The sequence below is a fragment of the Mycobacterium sp. genome (assembly GCF_044223235.1).
Taxonomy (GTDB): Bacteria; Actinomycetota; Actinomycetes; order Mycobacteriales; family Mycobacteriaceae; genus Mycobacterium.
The window spans coordinates 1-17,648 of sequence record NZ_JBGAME010000004.1 but is presented as its reverse complement, the minus strand read 5'-3'; the positions used below and the strand labels follow the sequence as shown (position 1 = coordinate 17,648).

Annotated in this window: 15 protein-coding genes and 4 pseudogenes; 9 read left to right on the top strand and 10 right to left on the bottom strand. The window is 66.2% G+C overall.

The genetic code is table 11. From position 1 onward, the window contains the following. Positions 1-22 precede the first annotated feature (22 nt). A complete protein-coding gene (locus ADBZ6K_RS07770; RefSeq protein WP_526345309.1) occupies positions 23-319 on the bottom strand; it encodes a type II toxin-antitoxin system RelE/ParE family toxin in 297 nt (98 codons plus the stop codon). After that, entirely contained in the window at positions 316-567 is a 252-nt protein-coding gene (locus ADBZ6K_RS07765) for a type II toxin-antitoxin system ParD family antitoxin (RefSeq protein WP_526345308.1), read from the bottom strand. The genes ADBZ6K_RS07770 and ADBZ6K_RS07765 overlap by 4 nt, the downstream gene beginning before the upstream one ends. A 487-nt stretch (positions 568-1,054) precedes the next feature. Here ADBZ6K_RS07765 and ADBZ6K_RS07760 point away from each other — a divergent pair, with 487 nt between their 5' ends. Next, positions 1,055-2,920 carry a PE-PPE domain-containing protein gene (locus ADBZ6K_RS07760; RefSeq protein WP_526345307.1) on the top strand — a complete coding sequence of 622 codons (1,866 nt, stop codon included), beginning with the start codon at positions 1,055-1,057 and terminating at the stop codon, positions 2,918-2,920. A gap of 146 nt (positions 2,921-3,066) precedes the next feature. Here the strand turns inward: ADBZ6K_RS07760 and ADBZ6K_RS07755 are convergent. Next, positions 3,067-4,006 (bottom strand): annotated as a pseudogene (locus ADBZ6K_RS07755) (NAD(P)H-quinone oxidoreductase). Between the two features lie 323 nt (positions 4,007-4,329). Between ADBZ6K_RS07755 and ADBZ6K_RS07750 the strand changes: the two are divergent. Continuing rightward, on the top strand, positions 4,330-5,130 hold the full coding sequence (locus tag ADBZ6K_RS07750) for a lipase family protein (RefSeq protein WP_526345306.1): 801 nt from the start codon (positions 4,330-4,332) through the stop codon (positions 5,128-5,130). 220 nt (positions 5,131-5,350) lie between these two features. Here the strand turns inward: ADBZ6K_RS07750 and ADBZ6K_RS07745 are convergent. Then, positions 5,351-5,569 (bottom strand): annotated as a pseudogene (locus ADBZ6K_RS07745) (hypothetical protein); the annotation flags it as partial. Between the two features lie 131 nt (positions 5,570-5,700). On the opposite strand from ADBZ6K_RS07745, the gene ADBZ6K_RS07740 reads away from it, so the two are divergent. The 5 genes from ADBZ6K_RS07740 (at position 5,701) to ADBZ6K_RS07720 (ending at position 10,437) form a co-directional block, all read left to right on the top strand. Beyond that, positions 5,701-6,453, top strand: a complete 753-nt coding sequence (locus ADBZ6K_RS07740) for a phosphatase PAP2 family protein (RefSeq protein WP_526345305.1) — start codon at positions 5,701-5,703, stop codon at positions 6,451-6,453. Positions 6,454-6,593: 140 nt separating this feature from the next. Continuing rightward, positions 6,594-7,232, top strand: a complete 639-nt coding sequence (locus ADBZ6K_RS07735; protein ID WP_526345304.1) for a phosphatase PAP2 family protein — start codon at positions 6,594-6,596, stop codon at positions 7,230-7,232. Between the two features lie 91 nt (positions 7,233-7,323). Next, positions 7,324-8,373 carry a YhjD/YihY/BrkB family envelope integrity protein gene (locus tag ADBZ6K_RS07730; protein WP_526345303.1) on the top strand — a complete coding sequence of 350 codons (1,050 nt, stop codon included), beginning with the start codon at positions 7,324-7,326 and terminating at the stop codon, positions 8,371-8,373. Between the two features lie 476 nt (positions 8,374-8,849). Then, positions 8,850-9,134: a hypothetical protein gene (locus ADBZ6K_RS07725; RefSeq protein WP_526345302.1), complete on the top strand. Its 285-nt coding sequence runs from the start codon at positions 8,850-8,852 to the stop codon at positions 9,132-9,134. 109 nt (positions 9,135-9,243) lie between these two features. Beyond that, the gene (locus ADBZ6K_RS07720; protein ID WP_526345301.1) at positions 9,244-10,437 is read left to right on the top strand and encodes an NAD(P)/FAD-dependent oxidoreductase; all 1,194 of its coding nucleotides are present in this window, start codon (positions 9,244-9,246) and stop codon (positions 10,435-10,437) included. Between the two features lie 330 nt (positions 10,438-10,767). Here the strand turns inward: ADBZ6K_RS07720 and ADBZ6K_RS07715 are convergent. From ADBZ6K_RS07715 to ADBZ6K_RS07700, 4 genes and pseudogenes are all read right to left on the bottom strand, one after another. Continuing rightward, positions 10,768-11,394 (bottom strand): annotated as a pseudogene (locus tag ADBZ6K_RS07715) (alpha/beta fold hydrolase); the annotation flags it as partial. A 212-nt stretch (positions 11,395-11,606) separates the two neighbouring features. Next, a complete protein-coding gene (locus ADBZ6K_RS07710; protein ID WP_526345300.1) occupies positions 11,607-11,840 on the bottom strand; it encodes a DUF6480 family protein in 234 nt (77 codons plus the stop codon). A gap of 70 nt (positions 11,841-11,910) precedes the next feature. Next, positions 11,911-13,344 (bottom strand): amidase, encoded by a 1,434-nt coding sequence (locus ADBZ6K_RS07705; protein WP_526345299.1) that lies wholly within the window; start codon positions 13,342-13,344, stop codon positions 11,911-11,913. 24 nt (positions 13,345-13,368) lie between these two features. Next, positions 13,369-14,550: a zinc-dependent alcohol dehydrogenase gene (locus ADBZ6K_RS07700; RefSeq protein WP_526345298.1), complete on the bottom strand. Its 1,182-nt coding sequence runs from the start codon at positions 14,548-14,550 to the stop codon at positions 13,369-13,371. Between the two features lie 101 nt (positions 14,551-14,651). Between ADBZ6K_RS07700 and ADBZ6K_RS07695 the strand changes: the two genes are divergently transcribed. Then, complete coding sequence (locus ADBZ6K_RS07695; protein ID WP_526345297.1) at positions 14,652-14,885, top strand: hypothetical protein; 234 nt, start codon at positions 14,652-14,654, stop codon at positions 14,883-14,885. A 4-nt stretch (positions 14,886-14,889) separates the two neighbouring features. On the opposite strand, the gene ADBZ6K_RS07690 is transcribed toward ADBZ6K_RS07695, so the two are convergent. Further along, the gene (locus ADBZ6K_RS07690) at positions 14,890-15,687 is read right to left on the bottom strand and encodes an SDR family oxidoreductase (protein WP_526345296.1); all 798 of its coding nucleotides are present in this window, start codon (positions 15,685-15,687) and stop codon (positions 14,890-14,892) included. 232 nt (positions 15,688-15,919) lie between these two features. Here ADBZ6K_RS07690 and ADBZ6K_RS07685 point away from each other — a divergent pair, with 232 nt between their 5' ends. Then, positions 15,920-17,023 carry an Rv2629 family ribosome hibernation factor gene (locus ADBZ6K_RS07685; RefSeq protein WP_526345295.1) on the top strand — a complete coding sequence of 368 codons (1,104 nt, stop codon included), beginning with the start codon at positions 15,920-15,922 and terminating at the stop codon, positions 17,021-17,023. A gap of 76 nt (positions 17,024-17,099) precedes the next feature. Here ADBZ6K_RS07685 and ADBZ6K_RS07680 read toward each other — a convergent pair. Beyond that, a pseudogene (locus ADBZ6K_RS07680) lies at positions 17,100-17,302 on the bottom strand (DJ-1/PfpI family protein); the annotation flags it as partial. Positions 17,303-17,648: the final 346 nt, after the last annotated feature.

The following is a 17,648-nucleotide window of genomic DNA, read 5'->3' as shown; positions in this document are numbered from 1 at the left end:
TTCGATCGTCTCGCTGCGTGAGTCAGTCGAAGTGCCGGTCGACATCCATCCATTGGTGGAGGGTACGTACCACATCAATCCCATCCACGTCGGCAATCCGGTAGTGCAACGTGTGCGATCCGACGGCGTGCTTGCGGTAGCCGGGGCGGACGTCGTCGCAGGCGCGTCCGATCATCGGGTCATCTACGACGCGTGCGATCGCACGCTGGATTTCACGCGTGTACTCCTCGGCGTGAGCCTCACCCCAGCGCTCACAGTTGTAGTCCCAGATCTGTTCCAGGTCGGCGACTGCTACCGGCGACGGTACATACCGGCTCACCGATGACGAGGTTGCGCCGCTCGCTTGCGCGCGGCGAACGCCTCGAAGTCGAACGGTGTCGACTCGCCACTTTGCTCGCCAGCAATCAGAGCCCGGCGCAACGTCCGGATGCGTGTCTCACGATCCTCCAGCAACCGCAACGCAGTGTGCACGACGTCGCTGGCCGAGGCATAACGGCCCGACGCGACCTGCTGCTCGACGAACGCGCTGAAATGCTCGTCAAGGCTAAACGACGTGTTCTTACCCACGCGCCCCGACGATACCCATTATTGGTATCGGTGCCTTTGGTCCACGCTGGCGGCGGTCAATCATCCCCTGACCTCGGCAGACGATGTCGCCGGTCGGCCGTTTGCGGGTTCGAGAGTTGTCTCCTTGCCTAATGCCAACAGCAGGGCCTGTGAGTTTGCTGTCAGGAGCGTGACGGCAAAAGTGTGAATCGATAGACGACCAAGATGGTCCCGCCGACCGACGGACAGCCGAGGGACCACTGGATGTGGTGAGTACTTCTCTTACCGCTATCAGAGCAGGTCAAGATGAAAGGTTGCTGTACGTCTGGTGTCAAGGTCCTTTGGGTAGCAGCCGATGGTAGGTTTCTTTGCGACGCCACTCTTACGATGATTCCACCGCATCAATGCTTTGCTGTGGGAGGTCCCGATGGTAAGTCATGGGTGTCGTGGGCTGGGTCTTGGTGTCTCGGCTGTCGCCGGTGCGAGCCTGCTGGGACTGACGACATTGATGACGGGTCCTCCGGCGTTCGCCGCGGACACGGCGCTGATCGTGGGTGGCACGGGAATCCCGACCCCACCGCAAAGCTATGTGGACGCCATCCAGAACCTCTATCTCGACCCGCTCGGCTACGGCTCATACACCCCGGTGTCGGTGACCACTCCCGAGCAGTATTACCCGCTCACCGGACCGAACAGCGTGACCGTCGACACCTCGGTCGCCGAGGGTGTGACCGCTCTCGACGCCGCGATCCGCTCACAGCTCGCCGCCGGGAACAATCCCGTCGGGAACAAGGTGGTGGTGGTCGGCTACTCCCAAGGCGCGTCCGTCACCTCGCAGGAAGCCGCGGATCTCGCGGCATCGCCGAATCCACCCAGCCCGGACCAGGTGAGCTTCATACTGCTCGGCGATCCCAGCACCCCCAACGGCGGTTTCACCACCCGCTACCAGATTCCCGGGACGCCTCCGCTGTCGCTGCCTGCCCTAGGCCTCACGTTCAACACCGCGCCGACGGGGGGCACTCCGTATCCCACCACCGTCTACAACCAGGAATACGACCTGGCTGGCGATGCCCCACAGTACCCGCTCAACTTCTTGTCCGACCTTAACGCCACCCTGGGCTTTGTCACCCAGCACGGCGGGTATTTGAACCTCACCCCGGACCAGATCAGCTCGGCGGTCCAGCTGCAGACCACGGGCGGCAACACTACGTACTACATGATCCCGACGCCCAACCTGCCGCTGCTGGCCCCCGTACGGCTGCTGCCGCTGGTCGGTGACCCGCTAGCCGACCTGGTACAGCCGGATTTGAGGGTGCTGGTGAACCTGGGCTACGGCAACCTCGACAACGGCTGGAGTGCCGGCCCGGCCAACGTGGCGACCCCCATTGGGCTGTGGCCGACCAACACCAACCCCGCCGACGTGGTCACCGCGCTGGCCAACGGAATCCCGCAGGGCATCACCAATGCCGTCAACGACCTGAAAACGCCTCAGCTGATTGATCTTTCGCCGCTGTCGTTGTTCCTGGAGGGAGCGAACACCGTCGGGTGGACCCCCAGCGCCACTCCGTCGCTGCTGCAACTGGTGGATGCTTTCGCCATCCTCGACAACACCGGCACCCCGGTCACCCCGGTCAATCTCGGCAGCTCGCTGCTCTCGTTGCCCAAGGTGCTCGCCGACACCGGCACGGCCCTTGCGGTCAACCTTCCCCAGTACGACGCCAGGCTGTTCACCAGCCAGCTTGCCAGCGGGAACGTACTCAACGCGGTCGGCTTGCCTATCGCCGCAGATCTCGGGGTGGCTCCGTTCGTGCTCGTGGCCGGTGGGGTCTTTCCCATCGCGGAGGCGGTTGCCACCCCGGTGGCCCAGGTGGCCCAGCTCGCCGGGCTGGTGCCTAACCCGCTGGCTGCGCCCGTCACGGCTGCCTCCACCACCCCGGTCGGCGCCGCCAGCACCAAGCCCGTTGCCGCCGCCAGTATCGTCAGCACCGACACCGAGGCCGCCACCACCAACGCTAAGTCAGCCGTTTCCACCAATGCGGGCGCTAACGCCGCCAACGCCCCCAAAACTGTGCAGTCGGTGGTCAGCATGGCGGTCTCATCGGTTACTACCCCGGTCCGCACGGCCATCTCATCGGTCGCCACCCGGGTCCGCACGGCGTTGACTGGCGGTAGCAAACCCCTCACTCCGGCAGTCGGGAAGCCCACCACCCCGGCGGCGGTCACCAGCACCCCGACGGGTCAAATCCGCCGCGGGACAAGACAAGAAGCACGAGCCGCTCGGGCGGCGGAAGTGCGCGCCAGTGCACCTCAGAGTTCACGAATGCGTCAGCGCGCGACGCGCTCGTCGGTGGTCCACGACGACAGGGTGAGGTGACCAGCTGAGGTCCCCTGCGGGGGCCACCTACTGATTACTCCGGGCATGTGTGCGACCTCAGAGTTCTCGGTCCATATCACCTCACCGAACGCTATCTCGGCGTACTACGCGAATACACGTCGGTGCATGACACCAGGGTCGACATGTCAGTGCTCGCGCACGGCGAGCAGCACCTTGACGACCGTCCGGTCGGAGTCCAGCAGCCTGTGAGCCTCGGCGGCGTCGGTGATCGGGACCTCCGCCGCGACGACGGGTTCCACCGCACCCTCGGCGATCAGCGGCCACAGCTGCTTCCGCAGTTCGGTGATGATTTCGGCCTTGGAACCGGGACCATGCTCGGGTGGGCGGCGCAGGTGGTTCGCGTGTACGGATCCGCGTTTGAACAGCAGGGCGCCGAGGTTGAGTTCCGCCGTCGGTCCGCCCTGCAATCCGATGATCGTCACGTGCCCGTTCTCGGCCAGCGCTTCGATGTTCTTGGCCAGATAGCTGCCGCCCATGATGTCGAGAATGAGGTTGGCGCCGCCGAACTCGGTGTTGATCACTGCGGGGAAATCCTGCTCCCGGTAATTGATCAGGGTCTGCGCGCCGAGTTCCCGGCAGCGGTCGAGTTTGTACTGGCCACCGGCGGTCGCAGCCACGTTCGCACCCAGCGCCCGGCCCACTTGTATTGCGTGCGTGCCGATTCCGCTCCCGCCGCCGTGAATCAGCAACGTCTGACCCTCGCCCAGGCCGCCGGTCATCACCACGTTCGACCACACAGTCGCGACGGTCTCTGGCAGTGCCGCCGCAGCGGTGACGCTGACGCCTGTCGGCACTGGCGAGCGGCCACGTTCACCCGCTCGGCGTAACCACCGCCGGCCAGCAGCGCACACACCTCATCGCCGGGCTCCCAATCCTGCACTCCGCCACCGACTCCGACAATCACACCGGACACCTCGAGACCGGGTACCTCGCTGACGCCCGGTGGCGGCGGGTAGAAGCCCATCGTTGCATCACGTCGGCCCGGTTCACGCCCGCGGCCACCACATCGATGGCGACCTGACCGGGACGCGGCGCGGGTAGGTCGTCCACTTCGGCCCATTCCATCACCTCATCCCGTGCGACCGCGACGACATGACTGAGGGTCTTCGTCCGCTCAGCTGCATCGGGTCCTCCGCTGCCGCTGGCCGTGCGGGCGCTCAGTCGTAGCCGAACGCAACCCGCATCACGCCCGTTCGTGCCCGGTAAAGGCGCCCGTCCGGCGATCGTGCTCCCTCGGGATAGATCGCCCATACCCCACCCCGATTCAAGACGTCGATGGCGGCGACCAGTGCCGCGTGCGTAGTGCCATCACCGTATGAAACCTTAAGCATTGTGGGGCGTTGACAGTAAAGCTGTGGCGCGGCGCGGAAAAGAGTAGACCGTGCGGTATGAGTTTTGACCCTCAATTCGCCCGTGACACAGTCCTGCCCCTGTTGCAGGCCGCCTATCAGGTCTTCCACCACCCCGATGTGGACCCGATCCTGCCGGCTGGCTATCAGAAGACCGCCCTGCTCGAAGCAGACCCGACGCTGCTCGACGAGATTACAGAACTATCGGACAGCGCCCGCTCGTTCGTTCAATCGGTCGCCCGCGTGACCCCGGTGTTCGGCTTGGTCGGCAAGAACACTGCGACCAAGACAGCATTCGTCGCAATCCGCGGTACCCAAACCCGGACAGAGTGGTTACAGAACCTCGACATCGACACGACAGGCTATCGCCCGGTCCCCGATTTCGGCGACGTCCACATGGGGTGGATGGGACTCTACGAGACGATGCGGGCCAATCTGGCGGCGAATCTCCCGGCCGCCTGCGCGGGCTGCGACCAATTGATTGTCGCAGGACATAGCCTGGGCGCCGCCCTCGCGGTGCTCGCCGCGCCGGATATCGCCAAGAACACATCGGGTGTTCCGGAACCGAAACTGACGACCTTCGGTGGCCCACGTGCCGGACTGCACGACTTCGTGTTGCCGTTCAACCTGCTGATCGACGCCTGCTTCCGGGTGGTTAACCTCTTCGATATCGTGCCGCACCTGCCGTTGGCGTTTCCCGGCCTGCCCTACGAGCATGTGGGCGTGCAGATCGCCGTGGATTCGGGTGGTTCCATTGACCAGACTCACCGCCACAGCCTGGAGGCCTACCGCGCTGGTCTGACCAGTCTCATCAGCGCGCAACCTGCCTGGGCCGCATGACGATCGCCCGGTACCCCGAGGAGGCTCGGATCAGGTGGCTCAAACGTACAGTGACCGCTGACCACCTTATCCGGACTACCAGAAGTTGAATAGCGTTGAGCGCCTAAATCATTGGTAATGCGGTGCTCGGACCAGGTTGGGGATGAGCGCGGAGGCGGGTAGGTCTGCAGCCGGGCGGGGGTCAAGGGTTCGAATCCCCTTAGCTCCAATTGTCGTACACCTAAAGGGTTTTGATCGAACTCCGACGGCCGTCAGGGCCTCGAAATCGCTCATGCGCCACGCGGAGTAGTCGACCATTAACTTCGAGCGCCGCGCAGATGGCGCGCATCCGCGTGCCGGCGAGCCGGCCACGCCGATTCACCAACACCCGGACCGAAACACTTTCGACTGAGTCCAGATTCACCGCGGACCGATGCGGGATCGCGTCGGAATCCGGTTTTGCGGCGCTGGCAGAGCGGAAGGCTCAAGCTGACGTCGGCAAGAAACCGTCGCATTCGTGCAACGCGAACTCGTGGTCGAGTGCATGGGTCCCGCGTGTATTGAGCCGCCATCCAGGGAATAAGAAACGACGTGTTGAAGGGGATCGGGCAGGCTGTCCATCGCCATCTGTCCGCCGCCGACAAGCGCTTCGGGCTGCGGCTCGGCGCGGGTTTGATTGGCACGTTCGTCGCGGCGGTGACGTTCGCACTGCTGCTGTTGCTCGTCCGCGCGGGCTGGGCGCCGCTGCGCAGTCTCGACACCGGCACCGCGGAAACATTCAACCGGATCGACGCCGCTCATCGGGAGCTGGTGAGGGCGGCCGAGGTGGTCAGCGATGTCTTCGACCCGAACTTTTTCCGATCTGTGCTCACGGTGATCGCGCTGCTGTACCTGATCCACGGCGAATGGCACCACGCGACGTGGCTCGTCGTCACAGTCTTCGGCGGTGCGGGGCTCGGTTTCGCGCTGAAGGCGATCGTCGGCCGAGCCCGTCCGGTTCTACCTGATCCGGTCTCGACGGCGCCCGGGTTGTCCTTTCCGTCCGGCCATGCACTTGGGGCGTCGATCGGCTGTTGTCTGCTTCTGCTGATCACTCTGCGCTTCCTGTCGCGCGGGGGCCGTGCCGCCGCCGTCGCCGCGGCCGTGTTGATCGTCGGCATCGTCGCGCTCGCGCGGGTTGTGCTCGGGGTCCATTTCGTCAGCGATGTCCTGGCCGGCATCACGCTGGGCATTGGCTGGGTGGCAGTGACGACCTGGGCGTACGTCGCATGGCGGCGTGAGATCGGGCGGCCGGTCGAGCGGCCGGCCGAAGTCGGCACCGCCGAGCCGTCGGCGGCCGGGTGACATGGAGGTTCAGCGGTCCGATCGCCCTTACGAGTAACCGCGCTCGCCGGTGGGTATTCGTCAACGTGCGCTCACAACGTTTCGGTGGCATCGTCCGGGATGTCCGGTGGCTCGTCGTTCCGGCCGTTTGCCTCGTCGCGTTGACCGTTGCGTTGGGGTTTCTCGTCACCGAGGTGCTCCCTTCCACCGCGATCGGGAGGTGGGACGCCGAGGTACCGAGTCGGCTCGTGGAGTACCGCCGACAACATGGCGTCTCGGAGAGCAAGATCGTCACGATGCTGTCGGCGACGCCGACGATCATCGCCCTCACGGCGCTGGCCGCGGCGGTGTTCCGCTGGAAGTTCGGCCGCTGGCGCGAGTCTCTCCTCGTCATCTACGCGGTGGTCGGCGAGACGTCCATATTCGTAGCGACGACGTTGTTCATCGATCGTCCGCGGCCGAGCGTGCCGCACCTCGACGCGGCGCCGCCGACTTCGTCGTTCCCCTCGGGCCACACTGCTGCCGCCGTGTGCTTTTACGGCTCGCTTGCCGCGGTCATCCTCTGGCGCAGCCGGCAGCGGTGGATCAAAGTCGTCGCGGTTGTGGTGTGCGCCGCGGTGCCGTTGATGGTCGGCGGCAGTCGGCTATACCGCGGAATGCACTACCCGACCGACGTGATCGCCGGCGTGCTCCTCGGCGCGATCTGGCTGACTGTCGTCACCTTCTACATACGCACCCATGACGCCGGCGGACGGCCCAGCGCTGCCGCCGGCGCCGACAGGCGGGTGGTGAGTGGGTAATGCGCGCCGCAATCATCGTCAACCCGGCGAAGGGGACAAGACGCTGGCCGCAGCGGGGGCGACGGCCGCCCACTGAGTGAGGAGCCCCAAAATGAGCACCGCGACGCGCGTGCCGGAGACCATCACCATCGCCGGCGACGACCTTTCCGCCGACGACGCTGTCACGACCTTGCGGCGTTACGGGCGCTGGAACCTGGTCAAGAACTCGTTCGTTCGTTTCCGGTACGCCGACGGCTTCACCAACGCGCGCGCCCTCGCGCTGCAGTTCTGCCTGTCGTTCATCCCGCTCATCATCGCGATCGTCGGCCTGTCGAGCGCGTTGCATCAGCAGAAGATCGCGCAGGTCATCACGCAGACCCTGGCCGCGGTGTTGCCGGGCAGCGGCAACGGCGACATGATGCAGCAGGCCGCGCAGCGCAGTCAAGACCAGGGAGCGACCGGCGGCCTGCTCGCGTTGTGGCTCGGCTTGCTCGCCGCGATCGTCGCGTTGACCACGGCGATGGGTCAGATCGAGCGAGGCGCCAACCGCATCTACGGTATCGAACGCGACCGACCGACGATGCTGAAGTATGGTGTGGCGCTGCTGATGGCGTTGACCGCCGGCCTGCTGTTGCTGCTGGGGTTTCTCGTCATCATCGCCGGCGACGCGCTCGGCCGCTCGCTGTCCGCGACGTATGGCTGGGGCGACACGTTCGAGACGTTGTGGACCATCGGCCGCTGGCCAGTGGGGCTCATCCTCGCTTGGGGGTCCTTCACAGTCGTTCTGCAACGCGCGCCGCGCCGGCGCCAGCCTGGCTACTCCTGGTTGGCATTCGGGGCGGGTGTGTCGCTTGCGCTTTGGCTGCTGTTGACCGGCTTGCTCGCGCTCTACGTCGCTCGGAGTGCGTCGTTCGGCACCACCTACGGCCCGTTGACCGGGATCTTCGCCCTGCTGCTCTGGGCGAACCTCTCCTCGGTGGCGCTGTTCCTCGGTGTCGCGTTCGCCGCCCAACTCGAGGCCGTCCGCGCGGGCACGCCGGCCCCGGCATCGGCTGATCCGCTGATGGCGGCGGTGCGGTCAGACGTGTCATCGGCTCCCGGCATATTGTCACCGAACCTCAAGCCGGGCCAGGTCCGCGGCCGGGCGCCGCATGGTCTGTAGCTGGAGCTGAGCTGTGCGCCGCCACTGTAAGTGGCGCCATGTTTGAAGATCAGCTCGATCAGTTCCGGGCGGCCGATGTCGAGGTTGTCGGTGACCAGGGCCCCGAAGAACCCGCGGGCGCGGTGCCGCGCGCCGAACACCAGGGTCATACACCTTCACGAACCCCGGCCCGAAATCGTCCTCGCAGATGCAAAAGTAATAACAGGTGACCCGCCGGTGCAGCAGATTCATGGCTACCCCCCGGACAGCTGCCCCGTCGACCACACAGGTGTTGTCCCACACGCATCCGGATGGTAACCGGCATGTCGCGGGCGCGCTGGAGGACGCCCCCGACGCACATTGATGTGCGATGCCGAGGGAGCGGTCCTTTCCTGAGAGGTCGTTTTTGCCCTTCATCTCCTTGTCTGGGCGGAGCTCGGCGGGGCTGGTTCGGGCCTTCTCGACGGTGCGCAAGCCAAACCAACGCTGGCTTGGGGATGTCGTTTCGGCGCGACGGCAATGCAACGGGTCATCCGACCTGGTTTGGCGGCAGCGCCGAGGCCATCACCAATTCCGCACGCTTCCTGCAGCAACGTGACGAGTTTGATATCGCCGCCTGCGGCGGTACCCGCAGCCACCACCACCGCGTCGAACTCGATGGAACGTGCGGTCAGCAATGTGCGTTCGACGATCTCGCTGCGTCGCCCCGATTTGAGCACGCCACCGACCGGCGCGGTCAGCAATGGGGTGGCGCCACGCGCGGTCACCGCTTCATCTCCTGAGTTGAGCTTCGCGTTGGCGCCCCGCCGGTATACCCTTCGCGGCGCCGCCAAACCGCCGAGCTGATTCCGGTTTCGGAGTGAGCCGCTCGCCAATGGGTATGCCAACGCCATGGACGAACCGGGTCTGGTCGTGGTCGGCAGTGGTCCGGCGGGCGTGGCCGCCGCTGAGGCGTTCCGCAAGCACGACGGCGGCGCGACGGTCACCATCCTGACCGCCGACCCGCAGCCGCCCTATGCCCGCCCGCCGCTCAGCAAGGAGTACCTGCGGGGACAGACCGACGACGTTGCCCTGCACCCGCCGGACTGGTTCGCCGACCGGGAGATCGACGTGCTGACGGGCCGGGCGGTCGAGCGCATCCACGTCGCGGGTCACCGGGTCATCATCGGTGGTGGACAGCACTATCCCTACCGTGCGCTGGTACTGGCCTGCGGCGCCGGCCCCGACCCACTGCCGGTGCCCGGAGCTCACCGTGCGCTGCAACTGCGGTCACTGGCCGATGCGGCCGCATTGCGGGCGGCCGCCGAACGGGCTGAATCGGCCGTGGTGATCGGAGCCGGCTTCATCGGCTGTGAAGCCGCGGCGTCCCTCGCACTGCAGGGGGTTTCGGTGACGCTCATCGCTCCCGAGTCACTGCCCCAGATCGCCAGGTTGGGTGAGGAGGCCGGGCGTCGGCTCGTGGTGTCGCTGGAGGCTGCCGGTGTGCACTACAGCGGTGGCGTCGAGGTCACCGAGGTGAATGAGGGTGCCGTTCAACTCGACAATGGTGACACTCTTGATGCCGACCTGGTGCTGGCCGCCACCGGGGTAACCCCGCGCACCGACCTCGCCGCGGCCGCGGGACTGACCCTACGCGACGGGCGGATCGCCGTGGACGCCGATATGGCGACCTCGGCGCCGGACATCTACGCCGCCGGTGACGGGGCCTCGGCGTGGAATCGAACCGCGGAACGCGTTGTTGCCGTGGAACACTGGCAGGACGCCACCGATCAGGGCGCGCTCGCCGGGGCGGCGGCCGCGGGGCACCCAGGCCAATGGGATCAGGTGCCCGGATTCTGGACCTCGATTGGGGATACGACGCTCAAGTACCACGCATGGGGTGACGGCTACGACCGAAGCCACCTCGTCGAGTACAGCGACGGCTTCACGATCTGGTACGAGTCAGATGGCGCGGTGGTCGGCGTGCTGACGTGCAATGCCGACAACGACTACGAGTTGGGCGAGGGGCTGATCCGGCGGCGCGCACCCATTCCCTGCGAGGTCGGCGACGACAACGGGCATCAGGCTGTTTCCCAACGCAATTGACACGTCCCCGCCCACGAAGACTTCGCACGACGGATCACACGAAGACTTCGCACGACGGATCAACTGCAACTCGACTCGCTGCCCCACATCGAGGCCGATCTCCCTTACGCGCCGGTTGAGTTCCCGTATCTGCGCGCCGCGTTCGATCAAGGCCTCATCCCATCCGCTGGGATCTCGCCAGTCATGCAAGCCCAATGTGATTGCAGTACAGCGCAATGCATCGCCGATCTCGGCGCCGAGGAGCTGTCGCAAAGAATCTGCGCCGTGTCGGGGATTGGCAATCATCCACGAGTGAATCGCATTTGGAACCCGATAAAGGGTCGCGTCGGCATCCTGGGCGACCTCGAGCGCGCTTGCGAACGGCACGATGAGATCGCGTTCCCCATGCAGTGCAACGGTCGGGATCCGTAACTCCCGCATGGTGTGCAGTAGCGGCGTGTAGTCGCCGGACTCCATGATTGCGCGTGCCGCGCCGGTCACGCCGGCCGGTCGCCGGGCATTCCCCATCGCCACCGTGGCGAGCAACCGTAGATAGCGGTTGGCGTCTGCGAACTTCATTCTGAATGGGTCCCCGCGGATGTCGTTGGCGGCCCCCACAAACGTGCGCAACATTTCGCGCGGTGAGCGCAAAACCGTCGACACCGCGGTATCGAACGATATGCCTGCCGCCGCGTCGAACAGCACGACGGCGAGCACCCGATCGGGTGCCGCGGCCGAGAGTTGGATCGCCATCCGGCCGCCCATCGAGTGTCCGACGAACACCGCACGGTGAATGCCGAGAGCATCGAGGGCGCGGATGGTCAGGTCGACCCGGTCGTTGAACGTGCAGGCGCCCCGCGGAAGGTCGTGGGTGTCGCCATGACCCGCGGCGTCGACGGCCACGACAAGAAAGCCGAGCGCCGCAATCCGGCTGAGGAACCGGAGATACGCCCTGCGGCTGAGTGCCAACCCGTGCATGAACACCAGCGGCACACCGTGGCCGCCCACCGAAACACCGACCGTCTGACCGCCATCCAGTTCCACGAGATGGTGCGTTAGCCGGATCTTGCCGCCGGCCTGGCCGAGTCTGCGCGACGTGGAAGTCATTGCTCCTACCCACTGTAGGGAGGACGTTTACCCAGTTCCCTTCGGCGCAAACATCTTTCCGGGATTTGCTAACAGCATCCGACTCACATATTGGCGAGTAGGAGGATGCCGGTCGCCACGAAGAGCAGAACGAAAATTGCGAGGGCGGTGAGGCTGATGATCGCCGTAGGCGTGAACCGTCGCCTGGGAGTTGGCTCCGGTTCGGACAGGCCGGAGGTCTGCGCGGATTCGGGTGGAGTCGTTCCCGGCGCGACGCCACCTCCCGGTTGGAGTCCAGGGGTTCGCGCGGGATCGGGATCTGGTGGTAGGGCGGTCATAGCGGTAGGGCCCTCTCTTCTCGACGTGCCAGGTTCAGTTCTCCTGGGCGCATACCCCGTCGAACCGGGCTCACACCTGCGGTGGCCGGCGGTCGCACCACGGTGCGGCCCGCTCGAGTTGCGCCGCTACGCGTAGCAGCAGATCCTCGCGACCGAGCGCGGCGACCAGCTGCACGCCGACCGGCAGTCCCTGCGCCGTCTGACCGATCGGCACGCTGATGGCGGGCTGGCCGGTCACGCTGAATGGTGCCGCGAAGCACCAAATGCGCTCAAACCGCGGGAGAATCGACAACGGTTCGGTGGGCGGCGGCAGGAGTTCGTCGAGCGGCGCGGGTGGCTCGCCGGCGGCGGGAGTGAGGAGCAGATCGAAATCCTGAGCCCACCACGCGGTTACCGCGGCAGTGTAGGCGCGTTGCCAGGTTTGACTGGCGGAGTAGGCGGCATCCGTCAGCGTCGCACCGACACCGGCGAGTGCCCAGGAATATGGCTCGACATCGGCTGCCGTCAGGGGCCGTCCGATTGCGGTAGCGAGACCGTCGAGCATGTGCTGGAATTCCCAGGCGGCGGAGCGCAGGTGATGCGTGGCGAAGTCCTCGTCGAAAAGGCGGTCCGGCCCGCCCGGTTCGACGTGGTGGCCGAGCGAGTCGAGCAGCTCAGCCGCCTCCGTGACCGCGGCGACACAGTTCTCGTCGACGGTGACGCCGATGTGGTCGACGGATTCGATGTAGCCGATGCGCAGCCCGTCCGGTTCAACTGCCGTCGTCTCGGCGTATGGCGACGCGGGAGCGGGCAGTTGATAGATGTCGCGCGGATCGGGGCCGCCGATCGCGTCGAGGAACTCGGCGGTGTCGCGCACGGTCCGGGTGATGACGTGTTCGACCAGATTTGGATCGGTGATCGGCAGGCTCGACGTGCGTCCGCGGGACGGCTTCAGTCCGACGACGCCGCACCAGGCGGCCGGCAGCCGGATCGAGCCACCGATGTCGCTGGCATGCGCCACCGGCACCACCCCGGCCGCGACGGCGGCAGCGGCGCCGCCGCTGGATCCCGCGGTGGAGCGCGCGGGATCCCACGGATTTCGGCAGGCGCCGAACGAGATTGGCTGGGTCGTCGGTTGGCAGCCGAACTCGGGCATCGCCGTCTTTCCGATGACGACCAGACCGGCGGCACGGAACCGCGCGCCGAGCACCGTGTCGGCGGCAGGTCGCCAGTCCAGCGTCCGCAGTAGCCCGTTTCCCATGTACATCGGCAGGCCGGCCATGGCGGCTCCGGCGTCTTTGAGCAGGAAGGGCACACCATGAAACGGCCCGGGCGGTAACGCGGGATCGGCGGCGAGTGCACGGCCGACATCAGGCAGCGGGACGACGACCGCGTTCAGCGTCGCGTTCGCCGCGGTCATTCGGGCAATGGCGCTGTCCGTAACCTCCGCCGGGGTGATCTGCCCGTCAGCGAGCAGATCGCGCAGCGCGACGGCGTCGAGCCAGGCCAGTTCATCTCCAGTCACGGTATGAGCCTCACATGGGCGGGTTCAGGGTTTGAGGACCACCTTCACGGCACCGTCCTGCTTCTTCTGGAAGATGTCGTAGGCGTGCGGCGCCTCTTCGAGCGGCAGCACGTGGCTGGCGAAGGTGTCCACCCCCAGCGGATCGCTATCGTCGAGCAGCGGCATGATGTCGTCGACGTATTTCTTGACGTTGGCCTGTCCCATCCGCAGTTGCACCTGCTTGTCGAACAGGGTGAGCATCGGCAGTGGGTCGGCCATCCCGCCGTAGACGCCGATGACCGAAATGGTCCCGCCCCGGCGGACGATGTCGATCGCCGAATACAGGGCGGCCAGCCGATCGACGCCGACCTTCTGCATCATCGGTTTGGCGATGGCGTCCGGCAGAAACGAACTCGCCTGCTGAATGGCCTTGGCCACGGGCGAACCGTGAGCTTCCATGCCGACCGCATCGATCACCGAATCGGTACCCCGACCGTCAGTGAGCGCGCGGATCACCTCACCGATGGGAGCGGCCGACTCAGCCGCGTTGACGACCTCCACGCCTCTGCTCTCGGCGCGGGCGAGCCGTTCCAGCACACGATCGACCGCGATCACTCGATAGCCCCGGTGAGCGGCGATCCGCGCGGCCATGTCGCCGATCGGTCCCAGGCCGAGGATCGTCACCGAACCGCCGTCGGGTACATCCGCGTAGGCGACCGCCTGCCAGGCGGTGGGCAGTACATCGGATAGGTAGACGAACCGTGAGTCCGGTGGGCCGTCGGGCACTTTGATATGCGTGAACTGCGCCTGCGGTACGCGCAGGTATTCCGCCTGCCCGCCCGGTACGGCGCCGTACAGCTCGGAGTAGCCGAACAGTGCCGCGCCCATGCCGTGATCACGCACCTGCGTGGTCTCACATTGCGTGTAGAGCTGCCGGTCGCACATGAAGCAGTTGCCACACGAGATTTGAAACGGGATCATCACCCGGTCGCCGATCGTTAGATTCGGGACGGCGGTGCCCACCTCACGCACAATGCCCATGGGTTCATGCCCGAGGATGTCGCCAGGCGTCATGAACGCGCCGAGGACTTCGTACAGGTGCAGGTCCGACCCGCAGATGTTGGTGGACGTGACCTCGATGACGGCGTCGGTCGGCTTCTCGATCTTGGGGTCGGGCACCGTCTCGACCCGGACGTCGCGTTTCCCTTGCCAGGTGACTGCTCGCATGCGCGGCTCCTTTCGATGACGTGGCGGGCCAGCGTCTACCCACCGGAGGCGCGCCGAAACGCGTTCGCTTGATTCCACCCAGGTGGGGGTATCCGAGCACCATGTCGGTAACGCAGGGGGCCAATGGACGCGCCGAGTATGTGGCCGAGGCGGTGGACCCGGCCCGCATCGTCCGTGGCGACGTGATTTACGACCCGGCCGGCGGGCGTTGGATGACCGTCGGCGCGGTGCGGGTGGTCACGGCGGCAGACGGGGGAGTGTTCAGCTTCTACGGCGACGGGCCCCATGACCGGATCACGTTCGAGGGAAGCGAGCGGGTGCGCCGGCGGAGTTGACCTTTCAGCCGGGCAGCGTCTCGCCTCCGATGGGGGCAAGGACCTCTCCGCTGTAGTAGGACGAGAGCCGGCCGGCGGCGAAGAACACGTAGGACGGCGCGATCTCGTCTGGTTGGGCGGCTCGGCCCATCGGGGTCTGTTCACCGAACGACGCGGTCTTCTCCTCATCCATGGTCGCCGGTATCAAAGGCGTCCAGACCGGCCCGGGTGCAACGCAATTCACCCGGATGCCGTGGTCTGCCAGCGCTTGGGCCAGCGAGTACGTCAACGCGATGACCGCGCCCTTGGTCGCCGAGTAGTCGATCAGGCTCTTGTTGCCGCGCAACCCGTTGATGGAGGCGGTGTTGATGATCGCGCCGCCGTATGTCAGGTGGTCCAGAGCGGCCTTGGTGACGTAGAAGTAGCTGTCGACGTTGACCGCGAACGTGCGCCGCCACTGCGCTTCGCTGAGTTCGGCGAGGTCGTCGACCGGCGACTGGTAAGCCACGTTGTTGACCAACACATCCACACCGCCGAGCGCGTCCGCCGTGTCGGCCACCACCTTCCGACAGTGGCCCGCGTCGGCGAGATCGCCGGGAATGTGCAGCCCGCGCTGTCCCGCGGCCTCGATGAGCGACACCGTGTGACGCGCGTCGTCCGACTCCTCGAGGTAGGCGATGGCGACGTCGGCGCCTTCCTTGGCGAACGCCACCGCAACCGCCCGGCCGATGCCGGAGTCGCCGCCGGTGATCAGGGCGCGCTTGCCCGTCAGCAGACCTCGTCCCTCGTAGTCGGCCATCTCATCGCGGGGACGAGGGCTCATGTCGGCGGTGCGTCCAGGGTAGGGGACAGTACCTGAGGGCGTGGGGTCATTCCGGGGGCCAGACCTGGGGCGAGCGCCTTGTTGCGCCATGGGTGCTCCTCGTGTGCATCGATAAACGGCGGACGTGCTGCTGCGATACCCAGGCGGTCAGACACCAAACGTGCCCGCCGGTTTGAACGCCGGGGACCGGGGGACACCACCGCCCAGACTTCGAATCGTCGAGGAGCCGATCATGCGATCAGACCGCTTCAAACCCCTGTTGTTCTCCACGGGTCCCTTCGCGTCGATCTACTTCGACGACTCGCATGACACCCCTTACGCGGCGACGCAGCTTTCGTTGCGCTGGCGCGAGATTCGCGACGGCGTCGATGGCCGGATCGAGCAGCGTGTCGTCGACGATCTGGAGCAAGCCGTGATGACGGCTCAGCCCGCGGTTGGACGAAGCGGCCGCGCACTCATCGCCGGGCGCGACGGCGTCGTACTCGACGACCGCCTCCTGCGTGGCGAAAGTACAACGGTGGTGCGGGTTTCCGCGCTTCCTTACATCCTCCCGATCGTGACCCACGGCATGGAGAGTCCCACCTACGCCGTCGTGGCCGTGGACCATCACGGTGCGGACATCACCATGTATCGGGCTGGCCGCGAGGCGGCGCGGCACAGCATCGACGGAGGCGGATATCCGGTGCACAAGGCGGTGGGAGCCGAAACCCCGGACTACGGCGATCCGCAACCGCGTGCCGAGGAGGGCGCACGCAAGAACGTCCGAGCGGTCGCCCGCCGATTGGCCGATGTTGTCGAGGCCGAGGGGGCCGACATCGTGTTCGTGACCGGTGAGGTTCGGTACCGCAGCGATCTGATCGCCGCCGTCCGCGACCGGGTCACCGCGAATGTGATCGAGTTGACGGCAGGCGCCCGCAACAGCACGGACGACGAACAGCTGGCGCACCAGGTCGACACCCACCTCCAGTCGCGCGGGGTTGCGGTGATTGATGGGGTAGCGCAGCAATTCCGCATGGGTGTGGGTCGTGATGACGGCCTCGCTGTCGAGGGGCTCGCCGCCGTGTGCGCCGCCCTGCGAGACGGTGCTGTGGACACTCTGATCGGTGGCGAGATGGGCGATGCAACCGTAACCGTCGGCGAGAGCAAGACAGCCGTCGCGCCCAATGCCGACGTGCTTTCCGAGTGGGGTTGGGCTCCGTCAGGAGTGGCCCGCGCCGACGAAGCGCTGCCGCTGGCGGCGGTGGCCGTTGACGCGTCGCTCGTGCGCATGGACGAGCGGCTCGAACCGGCGGATGGTATCGGCGCGACGCTGCGATACCCTCTGCGCTCTCATTGATGGCAGCACCCAATCCGTTGTCGGCAGGGATATTTGGTGTTCGGTCCGTTGAGTCGAGAGTTGGCTGGCCCGGGAATCAGGTGTGTGAGTGCGCGAAGCGGTCGGTGATCGCCTGCCAGAACGCGGGCAGATCCTGAGGTGATCGGCTGGTGGTCAAGTTCCCGTCAACGCAGACTTGCTGGTCAACGACGGCGGCCGCCGGCATTGCAGCAGATCGGTGCGCAGACTGGGGTACGACGTCAGCGTCCGGTCTCTGATCACGTCGGCGGCAAGGACAGCGATCTTTCGGCCCTGACGCTCTTGCGGCATGTCTGTGGACGGTTCGTACGTGGGTATCCCGCCCGCGCCGTGTTCAGCCGGGCGGCCGATGGCTATGGCGCAAAGCACCGGCGGCTCCCCATGAGAAGGAGATGAGCGTGATTACTGCGACTTCGGCGGCACCGCCGCTAACGGCACGGGGGGCGACGATGACACGTTGAGGCCCATGGACGCCACTGACGCCGACGAACGGCGGAACGCCGACGGTGACGAAGTGGTCGATCCGCCCGAGCATTGGAGCGGCGTCGAGAAGTTCGGTAGATCCGCCGACGAAGAGCGTCAGGGTGCCCCGCTGGACCAACGGCTC